Origin of the sequence: Streptomyces sp. AB3(2024) (genome assembly GCF_041862025.1) — a bacterium.
In the GTDB taxonomy this organism is placed as follows: Bacteria; Actinomycetota; Actinomycetes; order Streptomycetales; family Streptomycetaceae; genus Streptomyces.
The window spans coordinates 17430-32586 of the sequence record NZ_JBGWAB010000094.1; the positions used below are offsets into that span (position 1 = coordinate 17430).

General features: G+C 70.6%; 16 protein-coding genes and 1 pseudogene. 7 read left to right on the forward strand and 10 right to left on the reverse strand.

The genetic code is table 11. The features are described from left to right. Positions 1-985 precede the first annotated feature (985 nt). Positions 986-1324: a MerR family transcriptional regulator gene (locus tag ACEPPI_RS28730; RefSeq protein ID WP_189738544.1), complete on the forward strand. Its 339-nt coding sequence runs from the start codon at positions 986-988 to the stop codon at positions 1322-1324. Positions 1325-1372: 48 nt separating this feature from the next. On the opposite strand, the gene ACEPPI_RS28735 is transcribed toward ACEPPI_RS28730, so the two are convergent. Beyond that, complete coding sequence (locus ACEPPI_RS28735; RefSeq protein WP_373918179.1) at positions 1373-1957, reverse strand: PP2C family protein-serine/threonine phosphatase; 585 nt, start codon at positions 1955-1957, stop codon at positions 1373-1375. Between ACEPPI_RS28735 and ACEPPI_RS28740 the strand changes: the two genes are divergently transcribed. Beyond that, the gene (locus ACEPPI_RS28740; protein ID WP_373918180.1) at positions 1949-2263 is read left to right on the forward strand and encodes a hypothetical protein; all 315 of its coding nucleotides are present in this window, start codon (positions 1949-1951) and stop codon (positions 2261-2263) included. The two genes, ACEPPI_RS28735 and ACEPPI_RS28740, sit on opposite strands and share 9 nt — an antisense overlap. A gap of 64 nt (positions 2264-2327) precedes the next feature. Here the strand turns inward: ACEPPI_RS28740 and ACEPPI_RS28745 are convergent, their stop codons facing one another. Genes ACEPPI_RS28745 through ACEPPI_RS28755 form a run of 3 tightly spaced genes read right to left on the reverse strand, consistent with a single transcriptional unit; the run spans position 2328 to position 4378 of the window. Beyond that, positions 2328-2765: an NUDIX domain-containing protein gene (locus tag ACEPPI_RS28745; RefSeq protein WP_373918182.1), complete on the reverse strand. Its 438-nt coding sequence runs from the start codon at positions 2763-2765 to the stop codon at positions 2328-2330. A gap of 30 nt (positions 2766-2795) precedes the next feature. Beyond that, positions 2796-3443 (reverse strand): SDR family NAD(P)-dependent oxidoreductase, encoded by a 648-nt coding sequence (locus ACEPPI_RS28750; protein WP_373918183.1) that lies wholly within the window; start codon positions 3441-3443, stop codon positions 2796-2798. After that, entirely contained in the window at positions 3371-4378 is a 1008-nt protein-coding gene (locus ACEPPI_RS28755; protein ID WP_373918184.1) for a LysR family transcriptional regulator, read from the reverse strand. The genes ACEPPI_RS28750 and ACEPPI_RS28755 overlap by 73 nt, the downstream gene beginning before the upstream one ends. 71 nt (positions 4379-4449) lie before the next feature. On the opposite strand from ACEPPI_RS28755, the gene ACEPPI_RS28760 reads away from it, so the two are divergent. Beyond that, positions 4450-5103: a maleylpyruvate isomerase family mycothiol-dependent enzyme gene (locus tag ACEPPI_RS28760; protein ID WP_373918186.1), complete on the forward strand. Its 654-nt coding sequence runs from the start codon at positions 4450-4452 to the stop codon at positions 5101-5103. Positions 5104-5170: 67 nt separating this feature from the next. Further along, positions 5171-5662, forward strand: a complete 492-nt coding sequence (locus ACEPPI_RS28765; protein WP_373918187.1) for an anthrone oxygenase family protein — start codon at positions 5171-5173, stop codon at positions 5660-5662. Positions 5663-5899: 237 nt separating this feature from the next. Here ACEPPI_RS28765 and ACEPPI_RS28770 read toward each other — a convergent pair whose 3' ends face one another. Then, entirely contained in the window at positions 5900-6712 is an 813-nt protein-coding gene (locus ACEPPI_RS28770; protein WP_373918188.1) for a hypothetical protein, read from the reverse strand. After that, the gene (locus tag ACEPPI_RS28775) at positions 6709-7524 is read right to left on the reverse strand and encodes a hypothetical protein (RefSeq protein ID WP_373918189.1); all 816 of its coding nucleotides are present in this window, start codon (positions 7522-7524) and stop codon (positions 6709-6711) included. The genes ACEPPI_RS28770 and ACEPPI_RS28775 overlap by 4 nt, the downstream gene beginning before the upstream one ends. Positions 7525-7917: 393 nt before the next feature. Here ACEPPI_RS28775 and ACEPPI_RS28780 point away from each other — a divergent pair, with 393 nt between their 5' ends. Next, on the forward strand, positions 7918-9318 hold the full coding sequence (locus tag ACEPPI_RS28780) for a beta-propeller fold lactonase family protein (protein WP_373918190.1): 1401 nt from the start codon (positions 7918-7920) through the stop codon (positions 9316-9318). Between the two features lie 223 nt (positions 9319-9541). Here the strand turns inward: ACEPPI_RS28780 and ACEPPI_RS28785 are convergent. The 4 genes and pseudogenes from ACEPPI_RS28785 to ACEPPI_RS28800 all read right to left on the reverse strand — a co-directional run. After that, positions 9542-9871 (reverse strand): annotated as a pseudogene (locus tag ACEPPI_RS28785) (tyrosine-type recombinase/integrase); the annotation flags it as partial. A gap of 209 nt (positions 9872-10080) precedes the next feature. Next, the gene (locus ACEPPI_RS28790) at positions 10081-10983 is read right to left on the reverse strand and encodes a hypothetical protein (RefSeq protein WP_373918191.1); all 903 of its coding nucleotides are present in this window, start codon (positions 10981-10983) and stop codon (positions 10081-10083) included. Further along, positions 10976-11734, reverse strand: a complete 759-nt coding sequence (locus tag ACEPPI_RS28795) for an AAA family ATPase (protein WP_373918192.1) — start codon at positions 11732-11734, stop codon at positions 10976-10978. Before ACEPPI_RS28795 ends, ACEPPI_RS28790 begins: the two co-directional genes overlap by 8 nt. After that, positions 11735-13312 (reverse strand): Mu transposase C-terminal domain-containing protein, encoded by a 1578-nt coding sequence (locus ACEPPI_RS28800; protein WP_373918193.1) that lies wholly within the window; start codon positions 13310-13312, stop codon positions 11735-11737. It lies immediately after the preceding gene. Positions 13313-13636: 324 nt separating this feature from the next. Between ACEPPI_RS28800 and ACEPPI_RS28805 the strand changes: the two genes are divergently transcribed. After that, complete coding sequence (locus tag ACEPPI_RS28805; RefSeq protein ID WP_373918194.1) at positions 13637-14506, forward strand: recombinase family protein; 870 nt, start codon at positions 13637-13639, stop codon at positions 14504-14506. A 4-nt stretch (positions 14507-14510) separates the two neighbouring features. Continuing rightward, positions 14511-14972 carry a hypothetical protein gene (locus ACEPPI_RS28810; protein WP_373918195.1) on the forward strand — a complete coding sequence of 154 codons (462 nt, stop codon included), beginning with the start codon at positions 14511-14513 and terminating at the stop codon, positions 14970-14972. Positions 14973-15157 lie beyond the last annotated feature (185 nt).

The window sequence follows — 15157 nt, forward strand, 5'->3', positions numbered from 1 at the left end:
AGGGATTGCCCCGAGCACCCCCAGGCCGGGGGCCCCTGCGGCCCTGGCACCTGCCGTTCCGGCAGCCCGCATACGGCGGCGACCGGCCGCAGGGCCGCGCCGGAAGCCGGCGTAAAGGGCCCGTCCCGGCCTTCGCCCTCCGCCCAGGGCAGCACTGCCGCCCCCAGCCGCTCCTTGAGCTGCGCATCTGCAGCCCCGGCATCGGCCGTGCGTTTGAGTTCGATTAGCTCCTCGCCCGCCATGCAAAAATCTATGGCGGCTGGAGTAGACATTGGGCGGTGGCCTGGCTATGGTTTCTCTCGTAGCCCAGAGAGACAGCAAGGCCCGGCAGAGACGAACTGCCGGGCAGCAGTACCCGCAGTTGCAGTGCGCAGGACGGTGCGGTGGTGGAGTTCCGAAGCCAGGCTTGTTGCAGGACGGCGACGGGACTGACGACCGGACCGGGTGGCCCGCAGTGATCAGGGGCCGCCGAGAGAAGTACCGCAGTTAACGCAGTAGCAGTACCCGAAGTAAGTGCAGTTCGCAGTACCCAGCAGTGAAGTAAGTGAGCAGCACCTCGGTGAAGGCGTCGGCTGCGGGCGCGCGCACCGGGAAGTTCGGCAGTGGGGTTCTAAGCCAGAGCAGACGCAGGATGGGCGACGGGGCTGGCTGCCGGAGAGTGGCGCTGGGTCAGGCCATCAGCAGTACCGCAGTATCAGCAGTGCAAGCAGTAAGCAGTTGATCACCGAGGGAAGAACGGAGGAGCCGAGCACCATCAGGATCGCCCGGGCGGAAGCCTTGAGCCCGGGTACCGCAGGACATCGATAGTGAGGTGGTCTCCGGTCAAGCAACCGCGATCCCCGCATTCCCGGCAGCATGTCGGCCGGGTCGGCGGAAACACAGGGTCGGCGCAGTATCAGGGCCGACAGATGGTGTAGTAGTTCCTTCGGGGCCCTGGTGCCGTACGGCACCAGGGCCCCTCCACGCGTTCCACGAGAGAGGTTCAATGACAGCAGACGACTCGTTCGGCCGTCTCGACGACGACGACTACCCCGCCTACACGATGGGCCGGGCCGCCGAGATGCTCGGGACCACCCAGGGGTTCCTCCGCGCCATCGGCGAAGCCCGCCTGATCACCCCGCTCCGCTCCGAGGGCGGCCACCGCCGCTACTCCCGCTACCAGCTGCGCATTGCCGCCCGCGCCCGGGAACTCGTCGACCAGGGCACCCCCATCGAGGCCGCCTGCCGCATCATCATCCTCGAAGACCAGCTCGAGGAAGCCCAGCGCATCAACGCCGAGTACCGCCGCGCCGCCGAATCATCCGCGCCGCCGTCCTCGGCCTGACCCGAGTGTGCCCGCCGGGATCGGCGGGCCTCGGTCGTCGAAGGAGTGCTATTCGGGTGCGGACGCCTCCGCCAGGTCCGCCCCGGCATCAGCGCTGCGTGTGACCTGGTGGGTACCGTGCCAGTCCAGGCACATGACCGTCGCGTCGTCCTGGAGACGGCCGCCATGCGCGCGCAGAATCTCGGCGACCAGAGCGCGGGAGGCCTCGCGGGGGTGGAGATCGTCCGTGCGCACAACCAGGGAGGGCAGATCGACCTCCACAGCGCGGCGCTCGAGCATGCCGTCGGTGAGCATCACGAGGCGGTCACCCGGCTGCAGGTCCAGCCGCTGCACCCGATAGGCGGTACACGGCTGGATACCGAAGGGGAGATCGACCTCGGGAACCATCTGCTCGACCCTTTCCCGCCTGAGGCGCAGGGGCCAGGGATGCCCGGCGTTGACGAACCGGGTGGTCCCGTCGAGCAGGCTGATGCGCAGCAGCCGCCCAGTGACGAAGCCCCGCCTGCCGTGGTCGATGACGGCCCGGTTGGCCTCCAAGGCCTGTACTTCGAGCTCGGCGCCGGCACGCCTGGCCCTGCGAAGGGCGCCGACTGCGAGGGTGGCGAGTAGCGCGGCTCCCCCGTCGTGGCCCATGGCATCGGTGACGGAGAGTTGCGTGGTGTCGCGGTCGACGACGTAGTCGAAGGTGTCACCGCCGACGTGCGTGGCCGGTTCCAGGGTTCGCCGCGCAGCACACTCGCTACAAGGGAGTACATGCGGACCCTGGAGAAAGCCCCGGAAGCCCTCCAGCGGCTCCTCGCCCCGTTCATGGAGCAGCTCACGAGGAAAACCCTCGGCAATGCCGTTGAGCTCATGAGCGAAGACGAGAGGTCCGAACTCGAACGGCTGCTTGGCCTCATGATCGAGCCCCCTCGCCGCTTCACCGCGTACACCTTCTGAGCAACGCCACCCGGGCCAACGCAACTCAGCGTTGGCCCCGGTGACATGTCCGCATGCCGTACGGCTATGCCACGACGCCGGCCGCGAGCGTGCCGGCGCCGATAGCGCCCTGCAGAACGTGGGCGATCTCCTCAGGCTTGAGGTCGATGCTGTCCAGACCTTCTACGGTCAGCGGGATCTCGTCCAGCGCGTATTCGCCGCGTCCCTCGGCACTGAACTCCGGACCGGTGCGGTCTTCGAAGGACCACGTCGTGATGCGGGCGAGGTAGAAGAGCTGACGCTCGGTGTCGGACTCCATCGTGTGCAGGAGGCGGACGATGTCGGCCTCCCCCGCGATCTCCTCGTGGATCTCCCGGTGGAGAGCGGCCTCCCGGGACGCATCGCTCTCCTCGACCCCGCCGCCGGGCAGCACCCAGTACACGGGGAGTCCCGGCTTGGTACGGCGGATGACCAGGATCGTGTCGTCCGCGGTGACGAGGACGGCTCGGACTCGTTCGATCATTTCGCTCTGTCTCCTTGCTTGTTGGCCGTCTCAGTGCAGCAGCCAGCCGCCGTCGACGTGGATGGATTGCCCAGTGATGAACGACGCGGACGGGCCGACGAGGAACGCCACCAGGGCTGCCACGTCTTCGGGGCGTCCGCGTCGCGGGACGCACTGGCGGTTGATCTGGTCTTCCGGGCGGGCGCGGTGGTGGGCGGGTATGGCGGCTTCCGCTGCCACCTCGATGGCACCGGGCAGGACGGTGTTGACGCAGATGCCGTAGGGGCCGACCTCGCGGGCCAGGGAACGGGTCAGGCCCAGGAGGCCGGCCTTGGCGGTGCTGTGGGCGACGAGGTTGGTCCGGCCGGCGCGGGCGTTGACGCTGCCGATGTTCACGATCCGGCCCCAGCGGCGTTCGATCATGCCGGGGGTCAGGGCGTGGCAGGTGCGGTAGTGGGCGGTGAGGTTCACGTCGAGGGAGTGGTGCCAGGCCGCCTCGTCCGTGTCCTGCCTGGGGACGCGGGGGTAGGAGCCGGCGTTGTTCACGAGGATGTCGACGGGGCCGATCTCGTCCCGGACGAGGGCGGCCATGGCCTGCACGGCGGCGGGGTCGGTCAGGTCGGCGTTCACCGCGATGCCGGGGCTGCCGTCACGCTCAAAGGCGGCGAGGAGGGCGTGGGCGTCGGGGTCCGGGCACATTCGACGGTGCGTGGGTCGGTCCCTGGCGCGGTGAGGGCTGTACGCAGCAGGTTCAGGAAGACGGCGCCGGCGGGGCTGGAGGGGCCGTCCGTCCGCCAGGCCAGAGCGACCCGGCCGCGCAGCCGCGGTTCGGTGATCTCCAGCGTACGCAGCCCGAACGCCGACGCCGCTCCGGCGGAGAGGGCCGGAACCACCGCGACGCCGAGACCGCGGGCTGCGAGCTGGGCAAGGAACAGCGGAGCGGCTGCCTCGAAGGCGACGCGGTGCCGGAACCCCGCCTGTGCGCACGCGCGGTCGAGTACGCCGCGCAGCCCTGTGCCACGTGGCAGGCTGATCAGCGGGCGATCGCGGAGCTCGGCCAACGGAATGCTTGTGCGGTCCGGGGACGTGAGGGCGGGGTCGTCCGGGGCGACGGCTGCGACCAGCGGCTCGTCGACCAGGACCTGGAGAGAGATGCCTGGCGGGGGCTCCTCGTCCGCGAGGCCGATCACGGCGATGTCGAGCTCCCCTCGGTGCAGTGCGGCGAGCATCCGCTCCGAGGTGTCCTCGGTCAGGGCTATCTCCACCTGGGGGTGGTCCTCGTGGAAGTCGGCCAGGATGGCCGCCAGGTCGAACTCATGGGCTGCTGCGGCCGCGCCCGAGACGAGGCCGAGGTTGACGTGACCGCGCAGCAAACCGGTGAACTCGTCCGCGGTCTGCCGTACCGCTTCGACGGCGGTGATCGCGGCCCGGGCGTACGGCAGTACGGCCTCGCCCACTTCCGTAAGCGTCACCGACCGGCCGGAGCGGTCGAGCAGCGGATGCCCGAGTTCCTTTTCGAGCTGGCGGACTTGAGCGCTCACACCTGGCTGCGCCAGGTGCAGCCGGGCGGCGGCTCGGGTGAAGTTGGCTTCCTCCGCGACCGTCACGAAGTACCGCAGCTGCCGAATATCCATAACTGATCATGCTAGTTGCGAGACATGCAAACTCTTGGACTTACGGCGGGCCTGCCGAGAGCCTTGAGGTCATGGGGAACACGACGCACCACAGACCAGCGGCGGACATCAGAGCCGCGATCGCGGCCGAACGCCGGGAGCTGGCAGCCATGCTGGACGGCCTGTCGGCCGAGGAGTGGAACGCGCCGACCCTGTGCGGAGGATGGCGGGTACGGGAGGTCGCGGCCCACATGACGATGGGGTTCCGGTACTCGCTCCCCAGGATGGCGCGGGAACTGATCGGAGCACGGGGCAACCTCCACCGGATGACCGATCGATGCGCCCGAAAGGACGCGGCCGCTCATTCGACGCGGGAGCTCGCCGCATTCCTCGGCGACAACGCGGGTCACCCCTGGAAGCCGCCGGTCGGCGGGATCGAGGCGGCCTTGGGCCACGACGTGATCCACGGCCTGGACATCACGGTCGCGCTGGGCCTCGGCCGCCGGGTTCCCGAAGAGCGCGTGCGCATCCTCCTGGAGAGCGTCGACACCAGGACCCTCAAGTTCTTCGGAGCCGACCTGGGCGGCGTCGAACTCCGCGCGGACGACCTCGACTGGTCCTTCGGTACCGGAACGCCCCTGTCCGGCGCCGCACAGGATCTCCTCCTGCTCGCGTACGGCCGACGACTCCCCCCAGGGCACCTCCGCGGCGCACCGGGCGATCGCTTCCTCGCTGCGCAGGCGTGACGGCGGCAATCCCCGGCTCGGGCATCCCCCCGCCTCCATCAAGCACCATGTACTGGAGCCAACGAACGTGCGCATCCGACTCCTCCAGGGGCTCGCCCTGCTCGCCACCGGCCTTCTCGCCGGCGCATTCGGCTACGGCGCGGCCAACCTCGTCCCCACCTTCAACGCAGTACCGCTCGACATGCGGCTGTCATTCCACGCCGAGCTGATGAAGATGAACGGCATCACCATGCAGGCGGCGATGGCCGTGTCGACGCTGAGCTCCCTCACCCTCGCGACCCTGACACGCGGCCGCGCCCGGCTGATCGCGGGTACGGCAGGTCTGCTGACCTTCGCGTCCTTCCTGATCACCCGGTTCGGCAATGTGCCGATCAACGGCCGGATCAAGGAATGGGCTCGCACCTCGGCACCGGTCGATCACGCGGAGATCCTGCGGCGCTGGGAACTCTTCAACAATCTGCGCACGCTCACCGCCCTCTCCGCGTTCGCTCTGCTGATCATCCTCTCCCTGAGGCAACCGCCGGCTGACCGGACACAGCCGCAGACCACCCCAGCGTGAAGACGATCACCACCATGAGGGACGTGCCCCAACCGTGCCCTTAGGGACGGTCAACTGCGGTCAGAACCGGAGCGCAGACAAGCCCCGGAAGGCGCTTCGAAAGGTCGATTCCCGCAGGTCAGGCGCCATACGAACGCGTTCCGCACCATAGATTCCCAAGCTTATGGCGCGGGTTCGATTCCCGTCATCCGCTCCAGAGTGTCGTGCGCAGGGTGGATGTCAGTGGGATGCGCAGGGTTATGACAGTGGGATCGCAGAGTCCGTGTCAGTAGGCGGTGACGGCTCGGGAAGCATCCGGAGGCTGTAGAGCACGTTGTCGTGGAAGCGGTCGATGATGCCGCCGGGGATGACCATCTCGGCGGCATCGAGGTCTTCGAGGGCTTGGCGCTGGGCGGCGTCGTGGGGGTCGATTCCGCCGTCGACCCAGACGCGGAGGAGGACCTCGGCCTCGGCAGGCTGGATCGGGCCGCGTACGGACGCGTGGGGTCTCTTCTGCCCGGTGAGGGCGTCGACCTGGTGCGGGGCGAGGACGTCAAGGCGCGGGGTGACGGTGTACGCCTCGGGCGGGACGTGCCGCAGGAGGAGCACGCCGCCGGCGTCGGGGTGAGCGCGGGCGTGGTCGAGGGCGGCGTCGAGCCGGTGGCGGGTCCAGGACAGGGCGGCCGCGAGGGCGTCGGCGGTGAGGGGGCCGTCCGCGTACCCGAGCGCGGTGAGGACGGTGAGCGCGTCGTGGTCGGCGCCGGCCGGGCGTCGGTCGATGACCTGGCGTTGGCGGGGCAGCTCGAAGAGTTCTTCGGAGCCGGGCATCAGGTCGGCCGGGTGCATGTCGAGGCGGCGGGCGAGTTCGAGCAGGACACGGACGGGCAGGTCCGGAAGTTCTTCCAGGTCGATCTGGTGCTCGTGGACGCCGAGGAGGTCGGCGAGCTGCCAGCCGGTCATCCCGGCGGCCAGGAGGCGCCGCTTGATGACGTGCGATCTCTGCACCGAGTCGCGGCGCCGCTGCGGGCCCTCGCGGCGAGGGGGGCGCCTGGAGGAGATCGGCTCGGTCACAGGCGGCTGCGCACGTTGTCGCTGAGGGCGATGAGGTCCAGGCCCCGGTAGTGCATCCACCCGGCGGCCGCGGCGTCGTGGCCGGTCTCGTCGCCGTGGCGGCAGTGCGAGCGGTGGAGCCAGGCCGGGTTGAAGTGGATGCGGTGGCAGGTGCGGATGACCGATTCGCGCAGGTGGAGTTCCGGGCTCTTGTTGCCCGGGGCCTTGTCGTGGATGAACAGAGGGTCGGTGTCGGTGGCGCCCTGGCTGCGCCGGTAGGCGAGGTGGGCTGCGACGAGCGGGGCGGCGTGCGCCGGCAGGAGCACGGGGTCATCGGATTCGAGGTGCAGGACCTGAAGGGCGTTGAGCTCGTGCGGGGTGTGGTGGTGGAACTTCCACCGCCATGGGACGCGGAGGTAGCGGGTCTCCTCGGCTTCGTACGGGCTGCCGGTGGGCGGGACGCGGACGCTGCTGCCGTCAGGGGCGGTGTTCCCGCAGGTGATCAGGCCGAAGCCGGTGGGTCCGTGGGAGAGGTGGATGGACAGGGCGGTCGCGGCGGCGGCTTCGGGCGGGGCGACGGTGCGGATCTTCGCGCAGAGGCGTTCGGTGAGCTGGCTGAGCAGGCGGGTGGTGGGGGCGGCGCCGAGGGTCTCGTACTGCCAGCGCAGGAGGTAACCGCGCAGGGACAGGGCGACCTGGACGGCGCGGTTATCTCGGGTGCCAGCGAGGCAGCAGGCATGTAGGGCAAGTGGCCGTTTTCGTACATGCCTTACGGGTATCCGAGGGACCGTCAGGCACGTACGGCATGTGTGTAAGCGTTGTGGGTTCGCCACCCTGCGCCGGATCAACGAGTTCCTGAGCGATCCCCCCTGCTGAGTGATTGTCGGCGGAGGGTGCCCCTCCCGGCCCGTCGTGCTCACCGTGCCTGGGTCCAGTCGCCCGCCTCCGTGGCCCTGGATCCTCCGGTTCAGTCGCGGCACCGGACCGGGTGCGGTTTCGGTGGGGCGCACGAACGTCCAGGCGACCGCCCCGGCCCATGGTCGGGGCGGTCGCGTGTCCCCGCCCTAGCGAATGTGGCGAACTGTCATAATCCGTCCCGTTCTGTCAGCCCGGTCGGGAGGATTGCTGTGACCATCTGTCAAACGGTGAGGGGGGTGGGCGCGCAGGAGGCCCTCCCGTCGTCGGCGCCGCCTGGTCTTCGAGTGCGTCGCTCGTGGTGGGGTGGGTTGCTGCGGGCGCTGGTGGCAGGTCTCGTCCTAGTGGCCGGCCTGGCCCTGCCCATGGTGGCCCCACAGCCCGCCCAGGCCGTGCCGCCCGGCACCTACGCCTACGTCGCCAACTTCCAAAATGCCACGGTGTCGGTGATCGACACAGCGACGAACACGGTGGTGGTCACGGTTCCCGTCGGCGATACGCCGTGGGGAGTGGCGGTGTCGCCGGACGGCACCCGCGCCTACGTCACCAACCGCGCCGATGCCACGGTGTCCGTGATCAACACCGCGACCGACACGGTCGTCGCCACCGTCCCCGTCGGCCTTGAGCCCCTGGGGGTGGCGGTGTCGCCGGACGGCACCCGCGCCTACGTCACCAACGGCGGAGACGACACGGTGTCCGTGATCAACACCGCCACCAACACGGTCGTCGCCACCATCCCCGTCGGCGATGCTCCCCTCGGGGTGGCAGTGTCGCCGAACGGCACCCGCGCCTACGTCACCAACTTCAGCGCCAACACGGTGTCCGTGATCAACACCGCCACCGACACGGTCGTCGCCACCATCCCCGTCGGCGACTTCCCGTTCGGGGTGGCGGTGTCGCCGGACAGCACCCGCGCCTACGTCACCAATTCCGACGCCGACACGGTGTCCGTGATCAACACGGCGACGAACACGGTCGTCGCCACCATCCCCGTCGGCGATGTGCCCCAGGGGGTGGCGGTGTCGCGGGACGGCACCCGCGCCTACGCCGTCAACGCCGACGCCGACACGGTGTCCGTGATCAACACGGCGACGAACACGGTCGTCGCCACCATCCCCGTCGGCGATGCGCCTCGAGAGGTGGCGGTGTCGCCGGACGGCACCCGCGCCTACGTCACCAACGCCAACGCCGACACGGTGTCCGTGATCAACACCGCCACCGACACCGTCGTGGCCACTGTCCCCGTCGGCGACCTCCCGTTCGGGGTGGCGATCGGGGTCGTGCCAGCGCCGGCGTTGACCTGCGCGACCGCCACGGCCACCATCACCGGCACCAACCGCAACGACGTCCTGACCGGCACCCCCGGCGACGACGTAATCTTCGCTCTGGCCGGGAACGACGTGGTCGACGGCCGCGGCGGCAACGACCTGATCTGCGGCGGCGACGGCAACGACGTGCTGTCCGGCGGCGACGGCAACGACCGCGTCGAGGGCGGCAACGGCAACGACTCCCTCACCGGCGGCATCGGCAACGACACCCTCATCGGCGGCAACGGAAACGACTCCCTGGCCGGCGGCGCGGGCAACGACGCCAACGATGGCGGCCCCGGCAACGACGCTCTCAACGGCGGTGCCGGTACCAACACCAACGACGGCGGAGCCGGCCACAACAGCTGCACCAGCCCGACCACCGGAACCGGCTGCAACACCTGATCAACGATCACCAGAAACGGGCCCCGGCACGTCCCTCGCCGCAGCGGCGACCGACGCCCGGGGCCCGTTTTCGATGCTCCGCGACACAGCCCGTCAGGGGGCCTACTTCGCGCTCCGAAACCCTGCCGGCTAGGCACATTCAGCGTGGTTGCGCGGCTCATCGATCAGTGCCAGGTCGCGACTTGATCGACTGGGGGCAGGTCCACCAACCTGCCCCCATCGCTCACCTGACCGATGGGAGCCCGCCGGCGGCTCCGTCGCCGGGCCCGTCTCCGTTCCGCTCCCAGATCAGTCCGTCGACCTGTCGGGCCACGTCGTTCCGGACCGAGTCGACCATGTGTTGGTACCGCGCGGCCATGGCCGTGGTGGACCACCCCATCAGTCCCATGACTGCCCGCTCCGAGACCCCGAGGATCAACAGCACCGTGGCGGCGGTATGGCGCGCATCGTGCAATCGGCCGTCCCGCACCTTGGAGTCCCTGAGTAGCTCCTTCCAGTCGTCGTAGTCCGTGCGGGGAGGCGTTCCCCGACCAACTGGCGTAGCTAAGAGCCAGGCCACGACCGGCCCAACCACGTCCACCGCCCCGGCCCCCGGTAACCGCACACCGGCATGACGAACGCCCCGGCGCCGGCCGCCCACCCTCGGACCACCGACGCCGGGGCATCCCGTGACCACGCAACCCCACACCACGGCCCGCCGCCCAAAGCCTCCGCCGACCCTTCGCACCCGACCGGACCACCGATCAGACCGCGCTACGTGACTCACTTGCCTGAACGGCCGAACTCGCGCTGACCTGCACGTTCTCTTGACAACCCCAGATAACCTCGGAGCCGTACGAGGGCGTGGGCCTGGTCGGGTGCGGGGCCGATGCGGTCGTCGCGCAGGTGGAAGGTGAGGCGGGCGCCGAGGGCCCGGGTGTGCCGCTGGCTGCCGGGCTGGGCGTGGTGGCCGGCCAGGCCGCGGCGGGTCAGCCACTGGTCGGCCAGGTGGAACTCGCGGCCGTAGGCCTCGTTCAGGGCGGTGAAGGTGTTGCCAGGGAGCTTCGCCCGGCAGTGGGCGAGGAAGACGGGGAAGTCCTGCATGGGCAGGACGGGGCCGACGCCTTCGGCCCATGGGGTCGTGGCGTCGGCGCGCAGGGGGTTGGTGAGGGAGCGGGGCGAGGGCGGGAGCTCGCGGGCGAAGGCGGCGAGGTCGATCGCCTGGAAGCGGTATCCGGCGTCGTGGAAGGTGCGTACGGGCGGTTTCACGTACGCGTCGTCTTCGGTGACGGGCCAGATGAGCCACACGGTGGCGTCGGCGCGGCCGCCGAGTTCGGCAAGGAGGTCGAGGGCGCCGTCGGGGAGCCGGTGGGCGCGGTCGATGACGAGGTGGCGTATCTGGTCGGTGGACAGCTGGGCGGCGGCCTGGCGCCACGCTTCGGGTGCGGGGGTGCGGTCTGCGAGCAGGGTGGCGGGGCTGCGGCCGGTGGCGGTGAGGATGTCGAGGGCGAGGTCGCTGGTGCGGCCGCCGGGGGTGGGGCGGACGACGAGCCGGCCGGGGCCTTCGACGGCGGCCAGGCGGCGCACGATGCGGTGGTCGTCGCCGGGGTTGCGGACGAGCACCAGGCGGGGGCCGGGCGGCAGGTCGCGGTTGACGACGTGGGTCGCGGGCGCGGTCTCAGGCATACACGCCGCCGCCGAGGAGGGTGAGGGCGTTGTCGATGACCTCGATGTCGATGCGGGGCCGGCCGGCGGCCTGGCACAGTCCGGCGGCGGTGTGGGTGAAGGCGGCCCAGTCGCGCATGGTGCCCTGTCCGTACAGCTCGTCGATCTGCCGCAGCAGGGCGTCGTCCGCTCCGGTGTAGATCGGGTGGTAGTCCCGCATGAGGGTGGGGATCTCTTCGGCGGTCAGCGGGCGGAAGGGCAGGCGGCGGAAGACGCGGGAGCGGAGCATCGGTTCGCGGGAGAGGACCTCCCAGCAGCCGTCACCGCCGACGCAGAGCAGGGCGAACTTCGTTCTCGGGTCGTCGTGCAGGTGCCGCAGCAGTTCGATGCAGTCGCTGTTGAGGCGCTGGGCCTCGTCAACGACGACCAGGCGCTTGGGGTGGGACAGCAGGTCCAGCAGCCGGTTGGTGATGTGGAACCGGTTGCGGGACTTGGGGGCCTCGATGCCGGTGAGCGCGGCCAGGAGTTGGTCGGCGACCAGGCGCATGGTCGGGCGGGCGGTGAAGGACAGCGCGCACACGGCGGGCCCGCCGCGGCGGGCCTGGTCTTCCAGGGCGGCCTCGACCGCGTACGTCTTGCCGGTGCCGGCCGGGCCGTGGATGACGCCGGTGGCGTTGTTGAGGACGAGGTCGTCCACGACGCGGTGGGCGAGCTGGAAGGTGCCGGTCGGCAGCGTCGCGGCGCCGGTCAGGTCGGCGAAGTGCCGGGGCATTCAGCTCTCCTCGTTCTTGGTGATCGGGGTGATGCCGAGCAGGGAGGTGGAGGAGCGGGCGCGCAGGGCGGCGTCCAGGGCCTGGCGGGAGGAGCCGCGGCCGACCTTGTCCGGGACGAGCCGGGATTCGGTGGCCGCTGTGCCGTCGCCGGTCATCGGTGCGAGTTCGCGGCGGGCCCGGCGGGACGCCTTGCGGCGTTCGCGGCCCAGGCGGGCGGCTTCGTCGCGCTGCTGAGTACGGAAGGCTTCGGTCTGCTCGGCGGTGAGCGTTCCGGTCGGCAGCGCGGTGCACAGGTGCTTGCCGCCCAGGTAGACCTCGATGGACCGGTCGTCGTGCGGCATGTACCGGATCTGGACGACCTGACCGACCCGGCCGTGGATCTCGGGCGCGACGTAGCAGAGGCCGCCCCGGCGGATGCCGTCCTTCTGGATGGTGCGCTCCTCGCCGGACAGCAGCAGGTGGCGCAGCTTGTCCGCGTCGATCCGGTGCAGCGGTGCCTCGTCCTCCTGCCACGCCGCCAGCGGGGTACGGCCGGCCAGCATCCGGTGCGGCCGCTCGGTGTTGTACCAGCGCACCCACAGGGCGAGCCGCTTCACGAAGTCGTCGAGGAGCATGGGGCCGCCCGTCTTCTCGGCGGCGCGCTTGGCGGCCGGGCTGTCCCCGACCGGCCCGTACAGGCGGCCCGCGGCGTCGCGGGGGCCGCCTGTGAAGCCGGGCATCAGGGAGACCAGAGTCTGCTCGATGGTCAGGTTGACCCGCTCGACCTTGCCCTTGCGATGCGGGAGGTACGGCGGGAGCCGGTGCGGGACGATGCACAGCGCGGCCAGCACGTCCTTGATGGTGCCGGCGGCGAACTCCAAGCCGTTGTCGATCCGTACGCGGGCGGGCACCGCGCCGAACGGCGAGACGTCGGGGTCGTGGACCAGCGCCATGCGCATCGCGGTCAGGACCGTGCCCGCGTGCGGGCTCACCGCGAGGGACCAGCCCAGCAGGGCGCGGGTGCCGTCGTCGACGATCGTGGTCATCCACGGGGAGATCGGCTTGCCCTTGGGCGGGTGTACGAGGATCGGCAGCTGCTTGTGGTCCATTTCCCAGGTTCGGCCGCGGGGTTCGTCCGGGCGTTGCAGGTAGACCGACTTTGCCCGGCGCCCGGACTCGCCGACCTTCCACGCGGCGCGCTCGGCCGGGGTGAGCTCGCGGTTGAACGCGACCTGCATGGTGCGCAGGGCGACGGGGGCGGCGTCCGTCCAGCCCTCGCGCAGGAAGTCGGGGACCGGGGCGCCGGCGGTGGTGCCGTCGCCGTCGACCACGGCCTGGCGGGCGCGGTGCACGGCGGAGACGTTGCCCCGGTAGAGGGCGTACGCCTCCCGGTCCGTCTCGCTCAGTACGTACGGCTCGGGCCCGCGGTGTTCGGGAGCCCGGGTGCTCGCGGACAGCCACCGCCACACCGTGCGCTCGCTGACGCCCAGCCCCTCGGCGGCCAGCCGTACGTGCGCGGCCGACAGTTGCTCGGCGTCCCGCAGCTGGACCAGCCGGGCCACCGCCGCAGCACGCTTCGACTCGTCCGCCCCCTCCATGATCGGAAGTCTCCGGCAGGGTCCCGAAACGTGTTCGGGACACCCGCCCCGTCCACCCGTACGAGTGAACGAGGGGCGATCGGTGGGCAGCCTCCCCAGCCGCGTCCACGCTGATCATGAAGGCGCGCGGTCCCACCGGAACTCCGTACGGCCGTCGCTCATCCGTGCGTCCCGGAAACGACCGATTCCGGGACGGCCGCCCGCCGCGGCGACAGGAACACGGGAGCCGTCCCGAAAGGCGTCCCGAAACCGGCGGCCGCCACGGAGCGGCGGGACGGGTATTCGGGACGGGCCGCGTCGAGCGGCCAGACGGGAGGGGAACACGTGAACGGCAACCTGGACGAGACCGCCCGCGCCGAGCTCGTCGAGCGCGAACCGTGCCCGCGCTGCGGGGCGGCGCCCGGATCGGCGTGCCGGGCCAACTCCGGCGTCGTCGCCGTCGACTATCACACCGGCCGCTACGCGAAGATCCCCGGTCTGAAGTCCGGACCCGCGATCCGCATACCCGCCGCCCGCGGCCCCGGCCGGCCCTGGCAGCCCGGCCCCGAGCTCGACCCCGGCCTGATCGCCGCGCTGGAGCGCACCGGCGACCGCGTCGGCTACGCCCGGGTGTCCAGCAAGGGCCAGGACCTCGCCGGGCAGGTCCGCGCCCTCAAGGCGGCCGAGTGCGTCCGCATCCACGTCGAGAAGGTCGGCACCCGAGAGAAGATCCGGCCCGAGTACAACGCCGCCCTCGCCGACCTCCGCCCTGCCGACACCCTCACCGTCACCATGCTCGACCGCCTCGGCCGCAACATGGTCGAGCTCATCACCAGCGCCCAGGACCTCGCCGAGCGAGGCCACCGCCTGGAGATCCGCACCGGCCCCCTCGCGGGCACCTACGACCCGCACGGCGCGGGCAAGGTCCTCTTCGTCGTGTTCGCCGCGATGGCCGAGGTCGAGCGGGAGTTCATCCACGAACGGACCCTCGTCGGCCTGGACACCGCCGCGGCGAACGGCAAGCACGGCGGCCGCCCGCCGGCCGTCGACGGCGACATGCTCGCCGTCGCCCTGCGGCGCCGCGACGCGCAGGAGTCGGTCACCGCCATCGCCGCGCACCTCGGCATCGGCCGCTCCACCCTCTACCGGACCTTCGCCGCGTACGACGAAGCCATCGCCACCACGTCCGAAGCACGCCGACCCGATGAGGAATGAGCCCATGAGTGACCAGCCCGCCAGCACCTGCCCCGCCTGCGAGGACAAGACGTGGGCGTGGACCGGGCGGCAACCCGGCTACGACCACATCCACCGGGTCAGGACTCTCCCCGACGACACCCGGGACATCGACACCCACATCGTGATGCGCGGCTTCGCCGTGGGGTTCGCACGGGCCGGTGGCGGCGGGCTGCCGCAGACCTGGGTCTTCTTCGAGGACCTGGAGCCCGCGCTCGTCTTCGGCCGGGCCGGACGGATGTCCATCCACGACATCTCCGGCTACGGCGTCTACCAGGCAGCTCACGAGACCCGCTTCGACTTCGAGACGGAAGAGCAGGTCACCACGCTCTACGTCAGCGGACGTGCACTGGACCGCGAAGCCGGGGAGGACCAGCACTTCGCCCAGTGGGTGCGCGGCGTCCAGCTCGGCTCTGCGTACTACGAGCCTCCGGCGCCAAGCCGCTGACCGGGGCCCCTCGCCTGTCCTGTGACAGCGAACTTGGACCGTTTGCCATCGGGGACCTTGACGGCTCTCCTTAGCTTGATCTTTAACCTCGTTGTTCCTTCAAGCGGACGTGTTCGGTGAGGGTCTCGGCTCGTTTCACTGTCTTTCCGGGCTCGTGCCGTGGGGCTGGCCTGCGGTTTTTCGAG

What these genes read in the sequence shown, in the direction of transcription:
- ACEPPI_RS28730 (WP_189738544.1), top strand. Translation starts at nt 986, where the DNA reads ATGACAGCAGACGACTCGTTCGGCCGTCTCGACGACGACGACTACCCC.
- ACEPPI_RS28735 (WP_373918179.1), bottom strand. Translation starts at nt 1,957, where the DNA reads ATGGGCCACGACGGGGGAGCCGCGCTACTCGCCACCCTCGCAGTCGGC.
- ACEPPI_RS28745 (WP_373918182.1), bottom strand. Translation starts at nt 2,765, where the DNA reads ATGATCGAACGAGTCCGAGCCGTCCTCGTCACCGCGGACGACACGATC.
- ACEPPI_RS28750 (WP_373918183.1), bottom strand. Translation starts at nt 3,443, where the DNA reads ATGTGCCCGGACCCCGACGCCCACGCCCTCCTCGCCGCCTTTGAGCGT.
- ACEPPI_RS28755 (WP_373918184.1), bottom strand. Translation starts at nt 4,378, where the DNA reads ATGGATATTCGGCAGCTGCGGTACTTCGTGACGGTCGCGGAGGAAGCC.
- ACEPPI_RS28760 (WP_373918186.1), top strand. Translation starts at nt 4,450, where the DNA reads ATGGGGAACACGACGCACCACAGACCAGCGGCGGACATCAGAGCCGCG.
- ACEPPI_RS28790 (WP_373918191.1), bottom strand. Translation starts at nt 10,983, where the DNA reads ATGCCTGAGACCGCGCCCGCGACCCACGTCGTCAACCGCGACCTGCCG.
- ACEPPI_RS28795 (WP_373918192.1), bottom strand. Translation starts at nt 11,734, where the DNA reads ATGCCCCGGCACTTCGCCGACCTGACCGGCGCCGCGACGCTGCCGACC.
- ACEPPI_RS28800 (WP_373918193.1), bottom strand. Translation starts at nt 13,312, where the DNA reads ATGGAGGGGGCGGACGAGTCGAAGCGTGCTGCGGCGGTGGCCCGGCTG.
- ACEPPI_RS28810 (WP_373918195.1), top strand. Translation starts at nt 14,511, where the DNA reads ATGAGTGACCAGCCCGCCAGCACCTGCCCCGCCTGCGAGGACAAGACG.